The following is a 20,841-nucleotide window of genomic DNA, read 5'->3' on the forward strand; positions in this document are numbered from 1 at the left end:
TCGTATTTCGCTCAGAAATAATTTCTTAGATTTGAAGCTCAACCCTAACCTCTAATGAAGAACCTCACCTCTATTGTTTTATTGGTGTCCTTTACAATTTGTGGCGCGTACGGCCAAACCTTTACCATAACCGGAAAGGTTGTCGACGAACAAAATCAAGTGGTTCCTTATGCGAATATTCTTTTGCTCGAAGCGGCCGATTCGACTTTTGTTCAAGGGAGTTCTGCCAATGAAGAAGGGTTTTTTAAACTGACAGGGGTAGAGGCCAATCTATATTTGTTGCAGGCGAGCTATGTGGGAAGCGGCTCTGAGCCAAGGGCACTGGACATTACAAAAGACGTTTCGTTAGGGGCTTTGATCATTCCAATGGAAAGCAACGAGTTGGACGAAGTGGTCGTCACCGCGCAACGTCCAAAGCTTCAAAGATTACCGGACAGACTGGTCTTTACAGTCGAAAACACCGTGGTTTCACAAGGCACGTCGTGGGATATCCTTAAAAATACGCCAGGGGTCATTGTCAATCAAGATAATTTAATGATCCGTGGCCAAAATGCTACCGTCTATCTCAACGATAGAAAAGTACAGCTCTCAGGTCAAGAGGTTCAGGATTTGCTGCAAGGACTCTCGGGAACGAACATCAAATCGGTAGAGGTAATCGCAAACCCACCTGCCAGGTACGATGCTGAAGGCGGACCCATATTGAACATTGTCACTAGCAAGAATATAGTACCGGGTTATAAAGGAAGCGTCAATGGAACCTTCACACAGGCCGTTTTTCCAAAATACAGTATCGGTACAAGCCATTACTACAAAACGGACAAGCTCAACCTGTTTGCGAACTACACCATCAACCCAAAAAAGGAAATCAACAAGACCAAAAAGGGCATCAATTTTATGGACGATGCCAATAATGTGTTCTCTACATGGGACACCGATTACAATCAAACGGATAGGTCGCAATCGCAAAATGCCAGCTTTATCCTAGATTATGATTTTGATGATAGAAACAGCTTGAACCTTACATCCAATCTTTTATTCAATTTGGACCAAGAGCAGGAAACCTTGCTCAACAACGAAATGAGGAACGGCCAGGCACAATTGGATTCCACATTTACAACGCGGAACAATGCCAACATGGACAACACCAACTTGGCATTCGACCTAACCTATGTGCACAAGCTGAAAAAAGAAGGAGCGCAAATCAGGGCCAATGGACACTATACCTATTTTAATGGTGAAATGTTCCAGCGCTTATCTTCTGATTATTTTGATGCAGATGGCACTTTTTTGAGGGATTTTGGGTTTGATACCGATTCCGACCAAGAAATAAAAATTTTCACCGGACAACTGGACTATTTTACCCCCGTGGGAAATGCATCCATCGAATCGGGAGCAAAGATATCAACGATCACCTCAGAAAACACGATGAGCTTTTTCAACTTTAATGGTAGTAGCAACACTGTCGATGCATCTCAATCAGACAGATATTTTTACGATGAGGATGTGTATGCCGCTTATATGAGCTTTATAAAAAACTGGGAAAAATGGTCCATGAAGTTGGGTGTTCGAGGTGAGCTCACTAAAGCGGAAGGAAACTCGATTACGTTGGGAGAGACCAATACGCAAGACTTTTTTGAACCGTTTCCATCCGTATACGTACTCTACTCACCATCGGACAAGCATAGCTTTTCTTTTGATTATGGAAGGAACATCGACAGGCCCAAGTACAATGATTTGAATCCTTTCCGTTTTTTTTATAATGAAAATGATTTTGAAGAGGGAAATCCAGGGTTGCGGCCAAGCTTTAGCAACAATTTCAATTTCAACTATACGCTCAACAGCGAATACTTCTTTGATGTGTACTACCGGGATAACGGTAGGAATATCGCCTATTTGGTATTTCAGGATAATGACAACCAAACTTTGGTGGAACTTAAGCAGAATGTTCTGGAAAGTAAATCCTATGGTTTGGATTTTACCGTGAGCAAATCCATTTTGCCCGCTTGGTTTTTGTATGCCTATACCTCTCTGTTCCATGAAGAAGAGACCTTTTTGGCCGAGGAGAGTGGAAATGTGCCCTTCACTAACGAAGTAAATGGTGTTTACGCCTATTTTGGCAATTATCTGACGCTCTCCAAGGATGGGACCTTTACGGGCGAAGTGGCCGCGACGTATATTTCCAAGTTTTTGTTTGGTTCCTATGTTTCGGACGAGCAGTTCAATTTGACTATAGGCTTGAGGAAGACATTGTTTGATAATAAAATCACCTTATCGCTTGCTACTGAGGACATTTTGGAGCAATACGTGCCCACGTATCGTTCGCAGTATCTCAACCAAGATAATTTTTACAGAAGACGGCCCGAAACACAGTTTATCCGGTTTGGCTTTACTTATAATTTCGGCAATTTCCGATTGGAAGACAACCAGCGCGGAATCGATAAAAATGAGCGCGATCGACTACAATCCCAGAACTAGCTTTTAGGTTATTGTCTATTTTGTACTTTTGCAGTCCAAAAACCTGAAGGATTTGCCAAAAATTGGAAACATAGAACTCCCTGATTTTCCGCTTCTTCTAGCTCCGATGGAAGATGTTAGCGACCCTCCGTTCCGTAAATTGTGCAAGGAGCAGGGCGCCGATGTGGTGTATACCGAATTTATTTCTTCCGAAGGATTGATTCGTGATGCGGCTAAAAGTGTCATCAAATTGGACATTTATGAAAAGGAGCGTCCCGTAGGGATCCAAATTTTTGGTGCCGAACTGGATTCTATGCTACAGGCGGTGGATATTGTGGAAAAATCCAACCCCGATATTATCGATATCAATTTTGGCTGTCCCGTAAAAAAGGTGGTCTGCAAAAATGCCGGAGCCGGTATTCTGCGGGATATTCCCTTGATGGTCAAGTTGACGGAAGAAATCGTTAAGCGTACCAAATTACCAGTAACCGTGAAAACCCGTTTGGGATGGGACAACAATTCCATTAAGATTGTCGAGGTGGCCGAACGATTGCAGGATGTCGGTATCGAGGCCATCTCCATACATGGCCGTACGCGCGTGCAGATGTACAAAGGAGAGGCCGATTGGAAGCCCATTGCCGAGGTAAAGAACAACCAACGGATGCATATTCCCGTTTTTGGGAACGGAGACGTGGATACACCGGAAGCCGCGGTTAAAATGCGCGATCAATACGGATTGGACGGCGCCATGATCGGTAGGGCAAGCATTGGTTACCCATGGTTTTTTAAGGAGGTGAAACACTACTTTGAAACCGGTGAGCATTTGGCACCCCCGACCATGTTGGAACGCGTGGATGCTGCTCGAAGACATTTACAGATGGCCATCGATTGGAAGGGTGAAAAACTAGGTGTTTTTGAAACCAGAAGGCACTACACCAACTATTTTAAGGGCATTCCCCACTTTAAGGAATACCGCATGAAAATGGTGACCAGCGATGATGCAGCAGATGTTTTTGCCGCCTTTGATGAGGTTCAGGAAAAGTTCGGTGATTTTCAGTTCGCTTAAGCGGAAATCAGCTTTTCGTTGATTCGACTGCTCGCAATTTTTGAGGAAATAATGCCCAAGACGACAATCGTTCCAAGTACGATTAATATGTTAATAGCGTTGAATTCCACGGGATAGGCCAAAGAAGGGGTAATCTTCAACCAACCGAAGGCCAGTTGGGAGCCAATCAATATGGTTCCTAAAAGCACTCCTATCAACCCACCAAAAGAGGTAACCAATAAACCTTGGATAAAATAGATACGGCGCAGTTCCTTAATAGTTGTACCCAAACTGAACAACGTTTTGGAATTCTGTTGTTTGTCCAAAATCATCATGATGATGGCTCCGACCACATTAAAAAGGGCAATGATGAGCACTAAGGTAAAAATTAAATAGGTCGCTAAATTTTCGGTGTTCAGCATCCGGTAGAGCGAGGTGTTTTGTTCCCTGCGCGTCAAAACCGATACTTTATCTCCCAAAACAGCAATAATGGAGTTCCTGACATCATCAGGGGAAGCATTGTCCGTCAATTTAAAATTGATACCGGAAACTTCTGTGCTATCTTTCTGCAAAAGCTCTTGTACTAAAGGGAGTCGTGCTAACACATATTTTTTATCCAAAGACTCCTCAACGGCATAAATCCCGCTCACCACCAAGGAAAGATCATTATACGGTTTGGAGTTAAAACCTTGTGATAAAGAGCCTTCTCCAGGTTTGGGCACCAAAACCTCCAGTGCGGCCCTGTTGCTAACCGGGACACCAAGTAAGTTGTAAATTCCAAAACCGATTACGGTGTTGTAAACATCGAAACCCCAGTTTCCAAAGGTTATTGTGCTGTCGACTCCTGTAACGGCACGGTAGTTTTCGTCTACGCCTTTTATATAGGCAATGGTACTTTTTTCCTTAAAGGTAAGGTAGGCGCGTTCTTCAAGTTCCTTGGAAAAGTCGGCCAGCCCTTCGATTTGAGCAAGTTGCGCTTCTTCGTCGGCCGAAACGGAAAAATGCTTGCCAATGGTCGGTGAAGCTTTTAAATCTGGGTCAAAGGTATTGGAAAAGGAAAGACTGAACGTTTTGAGGCCGGCAAAAGCGGAGAGCACAATAAAAAGTGCTGCAGAACCTATCACAATCACCAAAAAAGTAATGAAATTGATGATATTTACCGCATTTTGGCTGCTTTTGGACCGTAAGTAACGTTTTGCGATATAAAGCGGAAAGTTCAAAATCAGGATTTCTTGCGTTTGTCGAGCAAGTCCCTGTTCTCGATAGGGTTCTCCTCTCTTTTCAATGATTTTTCAATACCTTCGATGTATTCCAAGGAATCGTCCAGATAAAAATTGAGCTCTGGCACGCGCCTTAGTTGATGTTTTGTGCGTTGGGCGAGTTCGTAACGAATGGCCACTTGGTTCTCTTTAATACCTGCCAAAAGCTCTTTGGCCCCTTTGTTCGGAAAAATACTAACATATACCTTGGCCAAGGATAAATCTACCGTTACCGATACCTTGGATACGGAAATCAAAGTTCCCTTGAGGCCACCATCCGTAGCGGCCCGTTGTAGAATATCGGCTAGGTCTTGCTGAATGATTCCAGCGATTTTTTTCTGTCTTTGTGTTTCCTCCATACTGCAAAAATAAGCGAATAAATGACTATCCTCACGCTATTAACCATTTACACTCCGTAATTTTGGAAAAAGGCGAAGATTTTAACGCTCATATCATCTCATATGGAAAAAATTGAACACATCGGGATTGCGGTAAAGAACCTGGAAGCATCTAATATTTTATTTGAAAAATTGTTGGGTGTGCCCCATTATAAAATCGAGGAAGTGGCCTCTGAAGGGGTAAGGACCTCCTTTTTTAAATCGGGCCCCAATAAGATTGAATTGCTGGAGGCGACCAAGCCCGATAGCCCCATTGCCAAGTATTTGGAAAAAAAGGGAGAGGGCATACACCACATTGCCTTTGCCGTGGAAGATATTGTCTTGGAAATAGAACGGTTGAAGGGAGAAGGCTTTGTGGTTTTGAACGAAATACCCAAAAAGGGAGCGGATAATAAACGGGTTGCTTTTTTGCATCCCAAGGGCACCAACGGCGTATTGGTGGAGCTCTGTCAGGAAATAAAAGAAAGCTAGGGGCATTAAAACCTTGCGATGATGAAAAATAAACACTAATATTGCATCCGCAAATTGCGGGTCCTATAGCTCAGTTGGTTAGAGCACCTGACTCATAATCAGGTGGTCCCTGGTTCGAGCCCAGGTGGGACCACTTAAAATCCGTAACTGGTCTGTTACGGATTTTTTGCTTTTTAATAATGTCAATTGTCTAATAATTTTCTCGACCAGTTTTCCAAAATCGTAGAAAGAGAAAAAGAACCAATTACTTTTCTGTAAACCATCATTTTTTAATCACCATTTTTATAACTGATCCCAGACTGGACTCCAGAAATTTCTTATGTCTCAATCTTTATTGTAACAATTTGTTACAATGAAGAAAAATATCATATCTTAGTGATATTATGTTCAGTGATAATTTGATTTTTCCAAGGATGGCTAAAATGTATTTAAGGTTTGCTCTTTTAAAAACCAATCCACTGAAAGCGACACATAAACAACAACTAAACAAAATTAGAATGAAAAAAACAGTAAACAAAGTAAGTAAGTTCCGCATGCAATTAATGCTTGTGGCCTTAATCCTGCCCTTGGCCGTAATTGGCCAAGAAGTAGGTTCCATGGAGCGGCTTGTCTCTCCGGAAATTGCTGACGACAACACGGTAACCTTTAGAATTAAGGCACCAAAAGCAGATAAGGTAATCTTATCCGGTAATTGGATGCCAATGGTTCCCAATGATGGTATGGGCATGACACGCGAAACAGTGGAACTGACCAAAGGTGAAAATGATGTTTGGTCCACTACGGTGGGGCCTTTGGAACCAGAGCTTTACGGCTACACTTTTGTAGTGGATGGCGTCAACACCTTGGACACTGCAAATTTGATGATCGCACGTGATGGGACTTTTAGAACGGAAAATGTATTGTACATTCCTGGCGAAGCATCCGAACTCTATTGGGCCAAAACAGGGCCCAAAGGCACAGTTCACCAAATTTGGTACGAGTCCCCAACCTTGGATCAAACCCGTAGAATGTATGTGTACACCCCACCAGGGTATGCCGACAGTAACGAAAACTATCCTGTTCTATACCTACTGCACGGCGGAGGTGGAGATGAAGAGGCTTGGCCAACACTTGGGGTTGCCAACCATATATTGGACAATTTGATCAATTCAGGAAAAGCCGAACCTATGATCGTAGTGATGACCAATGGCAACCCGACCCAGGCCTCGGCTTTGACGGTAAGTCCTAAGCTTGAGCCTTCAACACAACCTGCAGGAGGCATGGCCAATATGATGTTCGAAAAAAGTTTGGTCAACGATGTGATTCCTTATATAGAATCACATTTTCAGGTGGAAGCCAACAAAGAAAACCGTGCTTTGACCGGTTTGAGTATGGGCGGCCTACAGACAATGAACACATCTTTTGAAAACCCTGAACTTTTTGATTACATAGGTGTTATGAGCATGGGCTTTGCCGATTTGAGCCGTTTTGGAATCGAGGTAGACCATTCCAAAAGAGGAAAGCAAATAGAAGCCTTAAAAGCCGCTGACCCTGAATTGTATTGGATTGCATGTGGTACGGATGACTTCTTGTACCAAAGTGTGGTCGATATGCGAAATGAACTGGACAAACATGATTTTGACTACACCTATCGCGAAAGTACCGGCGGACATACATGGTCCAACTGGAGAATCTACCTATCGGAATTCGCACCGATGTTGTTTAAATAAACCTATTCATATTGAAAATGAATCCTTTCAAATCATCTCGATTTGGAAGGATTTTTTTGTTGGAAGAATCAATATTGTCGTCCTTTTGACCGAGGGGATTGAGTCCAAAGAATTCACTAATTTGCTAAAAAGGAGAAGAACATGCTCACTGCTGAACAAAAACTCAAGGAACGTATCAAGGAACTCACCTGTTTGTACGAGGTAACTTCCCTCATTGTAAACTGTGATTACGATGATATGGAAACCGCATTGCTCGGTATTGTGCAGTGTTTGCAGCGGGCCTGGCAGTTTAATGAGGAAACGTACGTGCTCCTATCCAACTCTGATTATTTTATAAAGACAGAGGAAAAAGGAGAAGACTACGTGTTTTTGGAGTCGTTCATCACCGTGTTCAATAAACCAAGGGGAGAAATCAAAGTAGGGTATCCGTCCCCCAAGTACCAACTCAAGGATTTTTTGGAGGAAGAACAGCAACTGTTGGACAATGTATGCCTAAAAGTGGGCAATCTGTTGGAGCGAAAAGAAATCAAGGAAAAGGAAGAACACATTCGCCGACAGGTGGAACAATCCGATAGGCTACGGATTCTGGGAGAGATTACGGCCGGAATCGCCCATGAGCTCAATACGCCACTTGCCAATATTCTTGGATTCACCGAACTGTTGAAGGAGCGCGTCAGCAATGACCCACAAGCGTCCAAAGATTTGGACAAGATCATTACCAACACCATATTTTCTCGCGAAGTGGTCAAAAAACTGATGTTCTTTGCCTGCGAAATGCCCGAGACACGGGAAATCATCAATGTGGTAGAGGTAATTGAGGAAGCCATCAACATGTTACGGACCACGTTGCGCCAAAATGAGGTAGCCTGCGAATTTCAACATTCCCAGGACACCATCGAACTTCGTATCGATAAAATTCAGCTGACCCAAGTGGTCTTCAATCTTATTGTGAACGCCATCTATTTTGCGCCGCCTAAAAGCGTTATTTCCGTTTCTTTGATGATGGAAAAAGACAATGTCATTTTAAAAATTGCCGACGAAGGACCTGGCATACCGGAAGAATCCAAAGCACATATTTTTGACCCTTTTTTTACTACCAAACCCGTTGGAGAGGGATCCGGATTGGGACTTAGTGTAGTGCACGGCATTGTACAGAGTCACCAAGGAAGTATTGCGGTTAGGCCAAATACCCCAACAGGAACTATCTTTACATTAAAATTCCCAAAAAAGTAAGCGCCTTGTTGAAAAAGGAGAACATATTGCTGGTTGATGACGACATTGATATTCTTGAGCTGTTGCAACGGCACTTAAAATCGATGGACTATCACACGTACAAGGCCATTTCGGTAAAGGAGGCGCTGTACATTTTAAAGGATACTGAAATAGACCTGTTGGTGACTGACATTAATATGCCTGATATCGATGGGCTGCAATTGGTAAAATATGTGGCCGAACATTATCCAAATATGCCGAAGTTGGTAGTGACCGGTTTTCCTTCCGTTGAAGATGCCTCAAGCGTAATCGAACATGGGGCAACCGATTATCTGACCAAACCCTTTACAAAGGTCGAACTCGAAATGGCCGTAAAAAAAGCCTTAGCGCATAAGGAAGCAAAAGAAACCTTTAAAACACCAGCAGTAAAACCCATCCCCAGCAATGGCTATGCTGATATGATCGGGAATTCCGAAGCATTCCAAAAAGTTACCGAGATTATAGATAGGGTAAGGGACAACCGGGCAACGGTTTTGGTGCGTGGGGAAAGCGGCACGGGAAAAGAACTAGTGGCACGGGCCATCCATTATTCGGGCAAATTCGCACGGGCGCCTTTTATAGCTGTGAACTGTGGGGCCATACCTGAGAATTTGTTGGAAGCTGAACTTTTCGGTTACACCAAAGGTGCTTTTACAGGTGCTAACGAAAACCGTAACGGATTTTTCCAAGCGGCCCATAAGGGTACCATCTTTTTGGATGAGATCGGAAATGCGCCATTGGCTGTTCAAAATAGGTTGTTGAGGGTGCTTCAGGAAAAAGAAGTGACCAAAATCGGTTCTCAAAAACCTGAAAAATTGGATGTTCGGGTGATAGCGGCCACCAATAGTGATCTGGACGAACTGATTCAAAAGAAAACCTTTCGCGAAGACCTGTTCTACCGTCTTTCCGTTGTCACTGTGGAGGTGCCACCACTGCGGGAACGTACTTCGGACATTACCTTGTTGGTCGATAAATTTATGCAGAAATATGGCATTGAGTACAAGGACCGATTTGTGCGTATGGACGATGATGCCCTAGAAGTCTTAAAGCGATATTCTTGGCCCGGCAATATCCGCGAACTGGAAAATGTAGTGCAGCGCGCCGTAATCATGTGCGACGGCAAAATTACTTTGGAGCATCTTCCGGATGAATTAAAATACAAAATCGACTTTCCGAAAAAAGGTTTTAAGACACTGGAGGAGAAAGAAAAGGAATATATTCAAGAAGTGCTGCTATCCACTCAAGGCAATAAGACAAAGGCTGCTGAAATTTTGGGCATTAACCGCAAAACACTTCGCGAGAAGCTCAAATAATCGCTGGGGCAGAATACCCCGACTGGGTAAAAATTACCCGCTACCGACCTCCTCTGTTTAACATCAATAAACATGTAATTGACTAATAATCAATTTATTATTATTAAAATTCACTTGTAGTACATCCAAATGGCATAGGCTTTGCCTTTTAATGTCCAAAATGCAGGGATGCCGTTTTTAGTATCCCGTCCGTTAAGAAATGAAAATGAAATACGGAAGCCTGATCATGGAGAAAAAGGATTATCTAACGCTGAAAAGAATACTGAACTTTCATAGGTATTATGAGGATTATGCCCATAAGGATGCCTTGGAACAGTTGGGCGAGAGGATAGACGGGGCTTTGGTAGAGGATGAGTCGGACATGCCGGACGATGTGGTCCGTTTAAATTCAAAGGTCACTGTGGAATTTGCACAGGGGGCCCAGCAAACGTTCCAGCTGGTTCCTTCCACACGGGGAAATCTCAAGAAAAGCATGATTTCCGTGGTGAGCACTTTTGGTGCCAGTTTGGTCGGCCTTGCAGTAGGAGATCAAATTCAGTTTGGTTTTCCATCTGATATACAATCCTTTAAAATAATCGGTGTAGAACAGTCACACCAATTATTGTCCAGTTTTGACTTTTAAGAAAACAATAAAAACAATTATAAACCCTAAATATTAAATAGTTATGAGAATTATAGTTTTAGCAATTCTGTTCGTGGTGGCTACCACAAATATCAATGCACAAAGTGCAAACCCACAAGAAATCAAGGTTGGCGATGTCCTGGAAATCGGCCGTCCAGATGCACCTCAATTTCAACATATCGACTTTCCGAGGGCAAACTTCATCATTAAAAAAGGAGGCATTGCCAACTATAAAACAGTGGTTGGGAACAAAGTGGTAGTAACCGACATCAAAGAGAAAAAGGATGGTACCGTTGTTGTAAAGATCAAGAAAACGGACGGAAAAAGATTTTTTAATAGTCACCCGGTGGTTAAAGCAGATTTAAAGGATGCTCTCGAGTCCGGTGAGCTCAATGTACTGTAGTAGTTGATTGATGATATCCGCCCGCCTCAAGCATTAGGTTTGCTCAATTAGAATGGTTAGCTAATGGCTGGGCGGATTTGCATCCCCGTAAAAATTTTAATATCATTCATTTATATTTTATTTAATACAATTCATGTAAAAAACAGAAAGGATGCCAAAAAGAACGATAAGACAACGAATTCATGCAGGTTTTGTACTCGCAGCAGCATTTTTATTGGTTCTTGCATCCAATCGGTTGAACAATCGAAACTTTTCTACAGTGGAGCATGGAGTGGATTCTGTGTTTGAGGACCGCTTGGTTGTTCAGGAATATATTTATAGGCTGAACAATCTGTTTCACGAAAAGGAAATGTTCTTGGCATATAATTCCTTGGATGAAAAATCGCTTCCACAATATCCTGAGATAAAGACTATTTTGGCCGATTTCGAAAAGACGGATTTGACCCGTGAGGAATCGTTACAATTAACAAGCTTAAAAGAGAATTACGCAGAACTCAAAACCTTGGAAGAGAAGCATTTGAAGGACCAGGCTTCTGAAGAGGATATCACTGCTGTTTTGAACAGCATCAGTACAAATCTGGACGAACTTGTAGAGGTTCAACTTTCTGAGGGCAGACAGCTGACACAGCAATCCAAAAGGTCTTTAGGAATGAACCAATTACTGTCCCGAATCGAAATTGTATTTTTGGTGATCATTGGGATACTCTTTCTCATCATCGTTTTTTATCGTGATAAACCCAATATGGAATTGGTGGAAGACGAGGCTTAATCTACCTCCAATATCTCATGTTGTTTACCATTAAAGGTAAATCGCTTCCCTTTTTCTTTTCCCAACAACAATTTGGCAATAGGGGCATTTGTGGAAATACAGTACACAACCGTATTATTTTGGGTGAAAGCCCCAGCGGAAATAGCTAAAAAATAATGTGCCATACTGGTTTGTACCAAGGAGCCCAGCCGTATTTTCTCCGAACTACCGTCAATATTGATTTTACGGAGAATACCGCGCGTAGTATCGATTTCCTGTAATTGTTGCCCGAGCTTTTCCTGTTCCAACTGTACCATGGCCCTACCCGTCTCATGTTTGTCCCCTGCTGAACTTTTGGTTTCGGAGCCCAAGGATTCCTGTAGCTCCCCACTCTGTTTTTTAAGGCGTTCCGAACGTTCGTTCACATAGTTCCAACAAAATTCCAATAGTGCTTTTTTCATAATTTGGTTATGCAAAGGTAAGTCGGAAAACAGTTTCCGAATCGGGAACCGAACGTACTTGGATGCTCCCCCCGTGAAGTTGCATCACTCTTTTGGAAAGGCTTAGCCCAATTCCCGTACCTTCACTCTTTGTGGTAAAAAACGGGACAAATATCTCGTCCATCACCTCAGGAGGAATACCGGGGCCGTTATCACGAATATCTATGAATTTGGAGCCGTTTTCATCAATTCCGGCAATCATTTGTACTTTTCCTGCGTTTGTTGACTCTACCGCTTGCAAAGCATTTTTTCCCAAATTGATTAGTACTTGGGAAATTTGTTTCTCATCAATGTAAAATTCCAAATCCTCTGGATGGCAAACGGTGGCGAACTCACTTTCCCCATCCACCAACCTGGCCGACATCAGTACGTCGATTTTTTCCAGAAGGTCCTTTCCCTTGACCAATGACTTGTTGGGTTCCGGTACGTGCAGTAGGCTTCTGTACGATTGTACAAAGTCCATCAGGTCGCCTCCTTGCTCTTTGATCACTTCCAGGCCCTTTAAGGTGTTTTTGATCTGAACCTCCTCCAGCTCCTCCATTGGGGTGATCTTGTCACCCTTTCGGTAATACTTTATGATGGAATCCGAAATGGAAGCGATAGGGGTAATGGTGTTCATGATCTCGTGGGTCAGCACACGGATGAGCCGTACCCAAGACTCGGTTTCTTTTTCGTCCAACTCTTTATGGATATCTTGTACCACGACCAATTGTAAGGACTGTCCGTTCAACATCAACGGTGTGGACTTGAGTGCCAATTGAATTTGTTCCCGCTCATTGGACAATTGAAAGAGCTTTCGTTCAAAGGGATTGAAATTTTTAAATATCTGGTAGAGGTTTTCATCAACCTGCTTTAATTGTTTAATATGGTTCAAAGGAGTGTAATCCAATAATTTTTCCAAAGTTGGGTTGGCAAACAGGATGTGGCCTTTCTCATTATAGGTCATGATACCGATGCTCGCCTGTTTTAGGATTTCTTGATAGTACTGTTCCCGTATCTGGAGTTGCATGTGTACCTGTTGGATAAGGCCATTTACACGGTTTAAACTTTTGTTCAGCTCTTTGAAAGACTCAATGGTAACACCTTCTGGAAACCGAAGGGTGAAATCCTCGTTTTTAATGGCATCGAAAAAATAGGCGATTTTGCGGTTGGTCCGGTTGATGAAGGTAATCAATGTAAATACCTGTACCACCAAAATAAGGACAAAGAGTGCCATGGCAAAATACCATTTATAGGACATGGAGAAAGCCATTCCTATGGCGGACAGCGTCAAAAAAATGACCCGAAGAATAAGTTGTATATAAAAATTTCTACTGGCCATAGATCACTTTTTTTTCAACTTATTGTAGAGCGTTTGGCGAGAAATACCCAATTGTTCCGCAGCTGCACTATAGTTTCCCTCGTTCTGCTCCAAGGCCCTGTTGATCATCTGTTGCTCCATTTCATTTAGGGTCATGGGTTCGCTATCCATGGATTGCATGGGCTTGGCATGCAGCAAAAAATCCGATGGTTTAAGTACGTTGCCGTCAGATAATATTACGGCACGTTCCATGGTATGTTGCAGCTCCCGTACATTTCCGGGCCAGGGGTATTCCATCAGTTTCTCCTGGGACGCCTGGTTCATTCGTAGGCCCGATTTATCGTATTTGTGAGCAAATTTTTTCAGGAAAAAATCGGCAAGCACCAAAATGTCCCCATCGCGTTCGCGAAGTGGTGGCACCTCAATATGAATGGTGTTGATACGGTACACTAGATCTTCCCGGAAGAGTCCATCGGCAACCATTTGTTCCAAATTGCAGTTGGTCGCACATATCAATCTTATATCCACTTGTATAGGTTTGTTGGAACCTACGCGTACCACTGATTTGTTCTGAATGGAAGACAATAATTTGGCCTGCATCTGCAATGAAAGATTTCCGATTTCATCCAAGAACAAACTACCTTGATGGGCGGCCTCAAACTTGCCCGCTCGATCTTCCTTGGCATCGGTAAACGAACCTTTGGTATGGCCAAAAAGCTCGCTTTCGAATAAATTCTCAGCAATGGAGCCCATATCCACACTTATAAAAACTTCATTTTTTCTGTTGGAAAGACGGTGCAGCTCACGGGCTATCAATTCTTTTCCAGTGCCGTTCTCACCCGTGATCAGCACATTAACGTCGGTTTTCGCAACCTTGGCCACGAGGTTGAGCACAGAGGTCAGTGCTTTGGACTGGCCGATGATAAAATTACGATCCTGATTAATGACCTGTTTTAAATTGTTCTCCTTTTTCTTGAGGTTGTGTATTTCCTGCTTCGATTTTCGAAGTTCGTAAGCAGATTTCACCGTGGTCATCAACCGCTCGTTGTTCCAAGGTTTCAGTACAAAGTCAGAAGCCCCCTGTTTTAATGCCCTTACCGCCAAATCAACGGCCCCGTAGGCGGTCATCATAATTACCGATGTGTTAGGGGACCTTTTTTTAATTTCGTTGAGCCAATACAATCCTTCGTTTCCGGTGTTGACACCAGCGGAGAAGTTCATGTCCAACAATACAATGTCCATATCCTCAAGATTTGGAAAGGAAGAAATCTGGTTGGGGTTGAAGATGGTTTGAACACTTTTATACTCAAACTGTAAAAGAATTTCCAGAGCACTCAGCACACTCTTATTATCATCGACCACTAAGATTTTGGCATCAATCATTGGATAACAGTATTCAAATGGACAGCTAAAACTAGTAATTGCTTCAATATGGTCTGCCTTACTGTAAAATATTTGGACATTTTTTGTACAAAATTTTTACACCTGTTTTATCTTGAGAACACTTTATCAAGTGTAACTGTCTGATAATCAATTTTAAAATATTTTGGCATAAGAATAGAATACAGTTTGGCACAGTAATACACTATGAATCTAAAAATAAACATAACAACCTTTTTATTATTGGCTTCGTTCCTTGGGTTTTCCCAAGAAGTATGGACGTTGGAAGAATGTGTGGATTATGCCATCGAACACAACCTTCAGGTAAAGAATACCTCATACAACAATGAATCCAGCAAGGAATCTTATCGGCAGTCCATACGTGACCTGTTGCCATCGGTAAGCGGCTCTACCGACTATACTATACGATATGGTAGGTCTGCCGACCCCCAGACCAACGATTACGTGAACACGGAATTCTTCAGCAACAACTATTCGCTTAATGCCAGTTTGGACCTGTTCCGCGGTTTTCAAAAAATGAATTCGATAAGAGCGTCAAAATTTATTTATAAGGCAACCCAAGAGGACATTCTACAGGAAAAGTTCTTGTTGGCCTTTAGGGTGATGAGTGCGTTTTACGATATCAAGTTCTTTCAAGGCCTAGTGAACAATACTTTGGAGCAGCTCGAAATTTCGCAGGCCAATTACGATTTGGTCGAAAAACAAGTAGAATTGGGATTGATGGCAGGGGCCGATCTTTACGAAGCTGAATCCAATCTTTTGGGGGATAAGTTTCTATTGACCCAGAACCGCAACCAATTGACAAATGCCAAACTGGTGCTTTTACAAGAAATGAACCTGATCGGCGCTACGGACATTGAGATCCAAGAAACCCTTGAAGAGACCTCACCCAACCAAGAAGTGACCTTGGATTCGCTGTATCGGTCGGCCCGCGGATTTGTTCCCTTGGTAAAAGCACAGGAGTATCGTGTTTCCGCGGCCAAAAAGCAGATGCAGGCCACAAGGGGAGACCTATTCCCCTCTTTATCCCTTTTTGCAGGTTACGGAACCAGTTATTTTGAGACCAATGTGGATGAGGATGGCAATGTAATTCCATTTAAGACCCAGTTCAACGACAACCAATCCAAGTTTGTCGGTGCCCAGTTGAACATTCCGATTACCAATGGTTGGGCCAATCACTCCAGGGTAAAACAGCAAAAGATAGCTTACATGCAGGCAAAGAACAACCTTGAGATACAAGAGCAGGAACTGTTCAAACTGTTGCAACAATTAGTTCAGGACAACCGTGCACTCATTGCGGAATATGAGCAGAGCTTACAAAAGGTCGATGCACAGGAATTGGCCTTCACCATAGCTCAAAAAAGATATGAAAAGGGATTGATCAATGCATTGGAACTGTTTCAGGCCAAGAACCTTTTCGGTGTGGCACAGAACGAGAACTTACAGGTGGGATTAAGGTTAAAAGTCAATCAAAGTACCATTGATTTTTACAGCGGTCTGCCCATATTTAACATCAACTAAAATAAACCATGGATATACAATTAGAGAAAAAGAAAGGACTTAAACTCAAGCATTACGGCTACATCGCTTTGGGCATATTGCTCTTGTTCGTTGGCTATAAGTTGATTTTTGCCAGCTCCATGTCCACCTTTAGGACAGAGAAGGATCGCTTGTCCATCTCCTCGGTGACCGCCGGCAAATTTGACGACTACATAACCATAAATGGGAACGTGGCACCTATCGCCACCATTTATATGGATGCCTATGAAGGAGGCCGGGTATCCGAAAAATTGATCGAGGAAGGTTCCATGGTCAAGCAAGGGGACATTATTCTTAAATTGGAGAACATGGCCCTGTACGAGCAAATTTTGGCAAGCGAAAGCAACTTGGCCCTTAAACAGAACGATCTACGTTCCACCAAACTTACTTTTGATTCCAGACAAGTGGAGGGCAGAAAATCCTTGGCCACTGCACAATACGATGTGCAACGCTTAAAACGAGCTTACGAGCAGAACAAAGAACTATATGAAGAAGAATTGGTTTCCAAAGAAACATACCTAAAATCCAAGGAAGATTACGAATTGGCACAAAAACAATACGAAATAGTAAAGTTACAGACCGAGCAGGATGATGAATTGAGAGAAACCTCATTAAGGGGACTGGATACGGACCTAGATCGTATGCAGAAAACATTGTCCATGGTCTACGAGCGGTTGGACCACTTGAACGTTCGAGCCCCGGCCGATGGCCAATTGGGCTTTTTGGATGCCGAGATAGGCCAGAACATTTCTCAGGGACAGCGTATCGGCCAGATCAATGTACTGACCGATTTTAAAATCGAAGCGGATATCGATGAGCATTATATTGACCGTGTAAAGAGAGATCTTTCCGCTTCTTTGGAGCGAAATGGAAACGAGTACAAACTGCGCTTGCGCAAGGTGTACCCCGAAGTACGGAACGGCAGGTTTAGGGTCGATTTGGTTTTTGTGGACGAAAAACCCGAAACCATAAGAGCAGGTCAGAGCTACAACATACGATTGCAACTGGGCGAATCCAACGATGCCATGTTGCTTCCCAAAGGAGGTTTTTTCCAAAGCACGGGAGGACAATGGGTGTTCGTGGTAAGTCCCGATGGCAATGAGGCCATTAAGCGCAATGTGCGATTGGGCAAACAAAACTCAAGATATTATGAGGTCCTTGAGGGTCTTCAGCCTGGAGAACAGGTCATTACCAGTAACTACGATAGTTTTGGCGATGCAGAACGGATTGTATTAAAATAATCCGCAGAAATGTAACAATGATCAAGAATGAACAGTCTTTAAAAAGCAATCAAACAACCATTACAATGATAAAAATTACAGATCTTAAAAAAAGTTTCCGAACAGAAGAGGTGGAAACCTTGGCCCTAAATGGCGTAAACCTTAAGGTTGAAGAAGGGGAATTTGTGGCAATCATGGGCCCCTCCGGATGTGGAAAATCAACACTGCTGAACATTATAGGTATGCTGGACAACCCTACTCAGGGCAGCTATAATTTTGCAGGTCACGAAGTCGGCGGATTAAAGGAAAGTCAACGCACCCAACTCCGAAAAGGCAATCTGGGCTTTGTGTTCCAGAGCTTTAACCTGATTGATGAGCTCACCGTTTTTGAAAACGTGGAACTTCCTTTGATCTATCTTAAAATGAACAAGGCCGAAAGAAGAGAAAAAGTGCAGAAAGTGCTAGAGCGTATGAAAATCGCCCATAGAGAAAAGCATTTTCCACAGCAATTATCGGGGGGGCAGCAGCAAAGAGTAGCCATAGCTAGAGCCGTGGTTACCAATCCAAAACTGATCTTGGCGGATGAGCCGACCGGTAACCTGGATTCCAAAAACGGCATCGAGGTAATGAACCTGTTGACGGAACTCAACCAAGAAGGGACCACTATTGTAATGGTAACCCACTCCGACCGGGATTCGCATTACGCACACAGGGTGATCAACCTGTTCGACGGTCAAATTGTGACCGAAAGCCAAAACAAGCCCATGAAAAGTATGGTATAGGAGTTTTTCATCAATCAAAAAATCAATCACATGTTCAAGAACCACCTAAAAGTAGCCTGGAGGAACTTAAAGACCAACAAGTTGTTTTCAACAATAAACATTGTTGGACTTTCTATGGGGTTGACCATCGTCATGCTTCTTTTTCTGTTTATCTCCCACGAAAGGAGCTTCGATTCCATGTTCCCAAAAAAAGACAGGATCCAAAGGGTATTGTTGAAGACCAATGGTGATTTCGGCTTTGAGACCTGGGCTACCGTCCCACCGGTAACCGCCTTGGCCATGAAAGAAGAGGTAACCAATGTGAAAAGTGCTGCAAGGTTATTAAAACATAATTTTGGAAGACCTGCCTCCTTGCGCATAAACGATCAAAATTTTACCGAAGAATTTTTCTATTGGGCGGACAAGGAGCTATTGACCATTTTTGACATCGAATTGGTCGAGGGAGATGCGGGCAGTGCTCTGGACAGGCCGGGTACGGTCATTCTTTCGGAAACTGCGGCCAAAACGTATTTCAACAATGAAAATCCGATCGGCAAAACGATTCTGGTCGATAACGACCGTGAGTTAGAGGTAACGGGGATATACCGGGATTTTCCCGAAAACAGCACTTTGGATGCCGAGATCATGGCATCCAGCAATGGGTACTGGTTCTATAATACTAAGTCGTGGAGCAATGCCAGTTTTGAAACCTATTGTCTGTTAAAGAAGAACGTTTCGGTGGATGCCACCCAAACACAGATAGGCCAAATGTTGGATGCAAACCTCCCAAAGAAGGAACAATGGTACTCTTTCGGTTTACAGCCATTGAGCAAGGTACACTTGTATTCAGCCTCCTATGGAAACGCATATTCTTCTAGGATCGGCGATATCCACGAAGTACGCAACCTTACCTATCTGGCCATTTTAATCCTATTGATAGCCTGTGTCAATTATATGAACCTTACCACGGCACGTTCCCAAAAACGTTCCAAGGAAGTGGGGATCAGCAAAACCTTGGGGGCATCCTCAGAATCGTTGGTAGGTCGGTTTTATGTGGAAACCGGATTCATTACGGGCATTTCCATGGTTTTGGGCATCGCTTTGACCATGTTATTGTTGCCAAGCTTTAACAGCCTGACGAATCAACACTTGAACATGAACTTGTTGCTCACCCCAACTTTTTTACTGGCAGCGTTGGGAGTTTGGACCATAACGACATTGTTTTCAGGGCTATATCCTTCCATGTACCTGTCCCGGTTTTTGCCGAAAGAAATCCTGTCCCCGTCATTAAAGCGCGGAAAGGGCAACGTAATGATAAGAAAAGGCTTGGTGGTGATGCAGTTCGCGGCCTCCACTGCGTTGATTGTAGGAGTAATGGTCATCTATCAACAAACGAAATACATCCAGAACAAAAACCTTGGCTTTACCGCTGACAACGTTATGGCAATTTCTGTGGGTGGATTGCGCGACAACGACAATCGTGATGCCTTGGAACAAGAGTTCAAAAACCTTTCAGAAGTTACAGCAGTATCCATGGCCCAAGGATATCCGGGCAGAGATGTCAGTGGACGAACCCTTAAAAGAAAAGGCTCGGACGAACAGGGCTTGAACATTCAGACCAATGTCACCGATGCAGGTATTGTGGACGCTCTTAAACTGCATCTTTTGGCGGGCAGTAGCTTGCCGATGTACAAAAGCGAAAAAGATACATTGGTGGAAGTCGTGTTGAACAAAAAAGCCATCGATTATTTGGGATTTTCCCCTGAAGAGGCCATTGGAAAAGAAGTTTATATCGGAAAGCCCAATACCATTGTCGGGGTGGTCGATGATTTCAACTACGAATCGCTGCACCAACCCATCGGGGCCTATGCATTCCACAACAATCCAAGTGAAGGCAAATCGTTCATGCTGGTACGTTTTAAATCCGGGAATTTGGCCAATACGGTTGCTGATCTAAAAAGCACTTTCACCAGGGTTGTTCCCAATTTAGATTTCAATTACTCCTTTATGGACCAAAATATCGCTAGGATGTATGCACGCGAAAAACGGGCGGGACAGATCAGTGTCATATTCTGTATACTGGCCATTTTTGTAGCAGCACTGGGCCTCTTTGGACTTGCGGCCTACACGGCGGAACAGCGAAGAAAGGAAATCGGTATTCGAAAAGTATTGGGGGCTTCTGTAAGCAAGATAAGCCAAATGCTGTCCATGGATTTTGCCAAGCTGGTGCTCATTGCCTTGCTCATAGGTTTTCCGGTGGCCTATTTTTCCATGGAAAACTGGTTGCAGGGGTTTGCCTATAGAATCGATATGCAATGGTGGTTGTTCGCTCTTGCAGGAACCATTGCACTGGGCATTGCCCTGTTGACCGTAAGTTTTCAATCCATCAGGGCGGCTTTGACCAACCCGACCAAGAGTCTGAGAGCCGAATAAAATCAATCGAAAAT

General features: G+C 43.3%; 18 protein-coding genes and 1 tRNA gene. 14 read left to right on the plus strand and 5 right to left on the minus strand.

Going from position 1 to position 20,841, the window contains the following annotated elements; genetic code table 11:
* Positions 1 to 54 precede the first annotated feature (54 nt).
* The gene (locus GUA46_RS02125) at positions 55 to 2,475 is read left to right on the plus strand and encodes a TonB-dependent receptor (protein ID WP_176619104.1); all 2,421 of its coding nucleotides are present in this window, start codon (positions 55 to 57) and stop codon (positions 2,473 to 2,475) included.
* Between the two features lie 52 nt (positions 2,476 to 2,527).
* Positions 2,528 to 3,520: a tRNA dihydrouridine synthase DusB gene (dusB, locus tag GUA46_RS02130; protein WP_176619105.1), complete on the plus strand. Its 993-nt coding sequence runs from the start codon at positions 2,528 to 2,530 to the stop codon at positions 3,518 to 3,520.
* Here dusB and GUA46_RS02135 read toward each other — a convergent pair.
* Both GUA46_RS02135 and rbfA read right to left on the minus strand, forming a co-directional pair.
* Positions 3,517 to 4,719 carry an ABC transporter permease gene (locus tag GUA46_RS02135; protein ID WP_176619106.1) on the minus strand — a complete coding sequence of 401 codons (1,203 nt, stop codon included), beginning with the start codon at positions 4,717 to 4,719 and terminating at the stop codon, positions 3,517 to 3,519. The two genes, dusB and GUA46_RS02135, sit on opposite strands and share 4 nt — an antisense overlap.
* A gap of 2 nt (positions 4,720 to 4,721) precedes the next feature.
* Entirely contained in the window at positions 4,722 to 5,117 is a 396-nt protein-coding gene (gene rbfA, locus GUA46_RS02140; RefSeq protein ID WP_108245666.1) for a 30S ribosome-binding factor RbfA, read from the minus strand.
* A 102-nt stretch (positions 5,118 to 5,219) separates the two neighbouring features.
* Here rbfA and mce point away from each other — a divergent pair, with 102 nt between their 5' ends.
* From mce to GUA46_RS02180, 8 genes are all read left to right on the plus strand, one after another.
* Complete coding sequence (gene mce / locus GUA46_RS02145) at positions 5,220 to 5,627, plus strand: methylmalonyl-CoA epimerase (protein ID WP_176619107.1); 408 nt, start codon at positions 5,220 to 5,222, stop codon at positions 5,625 to 5,627.
* Positions 5,628 to 5,686: 59 nt separating this feature from the next.
* Positions 5,687 to 5,760: transfer RNA gene (locus tag GUA46_RS02150), tRNA-Ile, on the plus strand.
* Positions 5,761 to 6,124: 364 nt separating this feature from the next.
* Positions 6,125 to 7,336: an esterase gene (locus tag GUA46_RS02155; RefSeq protein ID WP_176619108.1), complete on the plus strand. Its 1,212-nt coding sequence runs from the start codon at positions 6,125 to 6,127 to the stop codon at positions 7,334 to 7,336.
* Positions 7,337 to 7,477: 141 nt separating this feature from the next.
* Entirely contained in the window at positions 7,478 to 8,569 is a 1,092-nt protein-coding gene (locus tag GUA46_RS02160) for a sensor histidine kinase (RefSeq protein WP_176619109.1), read from the plus strand.
* Positions 8,570 to 8,574: 5 nt separating this feature from the next.
* Positions 8,575 to 9,900, plus strand: coding sequence for a sigma-54-dependent transcriptional regulator (locus GUA46_RS02165; RefSeq protein ID WP_176619110.1), 1,326 nt, complete (start codon positions 8,575 to 8,577; stop codon positions 9,898 to 9,900).
* A gap of 205 nt (positions 9,901 to 10,105) precedes the next feature.
* Positions 10,106 to 10,522, plus strand: coding sequence for a GreA/GreB family elongation factor (locus tag GUA46_RS02170; RefSeq protein ID WP_159075793.1), 417 nt, complete (start codon positions 10,106 to 10,108; stop codon positions 10,520 to 10,522).
* Between the two features lie 43 nt (positions 10,523 to 10,565).
* Positions 10,566 to 10,925, plus strand: a complete 360-nt coding sequence (locus tag GUA46_RS02175) for a hypothetical protein (protein ID WP_108245671.1) — start codon at positions 10,566 to 10,568, stop codon at positions 10,923 to 10,925.
* A gap of 151 nt (positions 10,926 to 11,076) precedes the next feature.
* Positions 11,077 to 11,694: an MCP four helix bundle domain-containing protein gene (locus tag GUA46_RS02180; protein ID WP_176619111.1), complete on the plus strand. Its 618-nt coding sequence runs from the start codon at positions 11,077 to 11,079 to the stop codon at positions 11,692 to 11,694.
* On the opposite strand, the gene GUA46_RS02185 is transcribed toward GUA46_RS02180, so the two are convergent.
* From GUA46_RS02185 to GUA46_RS02195, 3 genes are read right to left on the minus strand one after another with little or no spacing between them, the layout of a single operon-like run.
* The gene (locus GUA46_RS02185; RefSeq protein ID WP_176619112.1) at positions 11,691 to 12,134 is read right to left on the minus strand and encodes a 3-oxoacyl-ACP synthase; all 444 of its coding nucleotides are present in this window, start codon (positions 12,132 to 12,134) and stop codon (positions 11,691 to 11,693) included. The genes GUA46_RS02180 and GUA46_RS02185 overlap by 4 nt on opposite strands.
* A gap of 7 nt (positions 12,135 to 12,141) precedes the next feature.
* Positions 12,142 to 13,494: a sensor histidine kinase gene (locus tag GUA46_RS02190; protein WP_176619113.1), complete on the minus strand. Its 1,353-nt coding sequence runs from the start codon at positions 13,492 to 13,494 to the stop codon at positions 12,142 to 12,144.
* Positions 13,495 to 13,497: 3 nt separating this feature from the next.
* Positions 13,498 to 14,856 (minus strand): sigma-54-dependent transcriptional regulator, encoded by a 1,359-nt coding sequence (locus GUA46_RS02195; RefSeq protein ID WP_176619114.1) that lies wholly within the window; start codon positions 14,854 to 14,856, stop codon positions 13,498 to 13,500.
* Positions 14,857 to 15,060: 204 nt separating this feature from the next.
* Here GUA46_RS02195 and GUA46_RS02200 point away from each other — a divergent pair, with 204 nt between their 5' ends.
* The 4 genes from GUA46_RS02200 (at position 15,061) to GUA46_RS02215 (ending at position 20,827) form a co-directional block, all read left to right on the plus strand.
* Complete coding sequence (locus GUA46_RS02200; RefSeq protein WP_176619115.1) at positions 15,061 to 16,395, plus strand: TolC family protein; 1,335 nt, start codon at positions 15,061 to 15,063, stop codon at positions 16,393 to 16,395.
* Between the two features lie 8 nt (positions 16,396 to 16,403).
* The gene (locus tag GUA46_RS02205) at positions 16,404 to 17,654 is read left to right on the plus strand and encodes an efflux RND transporter periplasmic adaptor subunit (protein WP_176619116.1); all 1,251 of its coding nucleotides are present in this window, start codon (positions 16,404 to 16,406) and stop codon (positions 17,652 to 17,654) included.
* 65 nt (positions 17,655 to 17,719) lie between these two features.
* The gene (locus GUA46_RS02210; protein WP_108245939.1) at positions 17,720 to 18,415 is read left to right on the plus strand and encodes an ABC transporter ATP-binding protein; all 696 of its coding nucleotides are present in this window, start codon (positions 17,720 to 17,722) and stop codon (positions 18,413 to 18,415) included.
* Between the two features lie 30 nt (positions 18,416 to 18,445).
* A complete protein-coding gene (locus GUA46_RS02215) occupies positions 18,446 to 20,827 on the plus strand; it encodes an ABC transporter permease (protein ID WP_176619117.1) in 2,382 nt (793 codons plus the stop codon).
* Positions 20,828 to 20,841: the final 14 nt, after the last annotated feature.

Origin of the sequence: Flagellimonas chongwuensis, from assembly GCF_013376415.1 — a bacterium.
Taxonomy (GTDB): domain Bacteria; phylum Bacteroidota; class Bacteroidia; order Flavobacteriales; family Flavobacteriaceae; genus Flagellimonas; species Flagellimonas chongwuensis.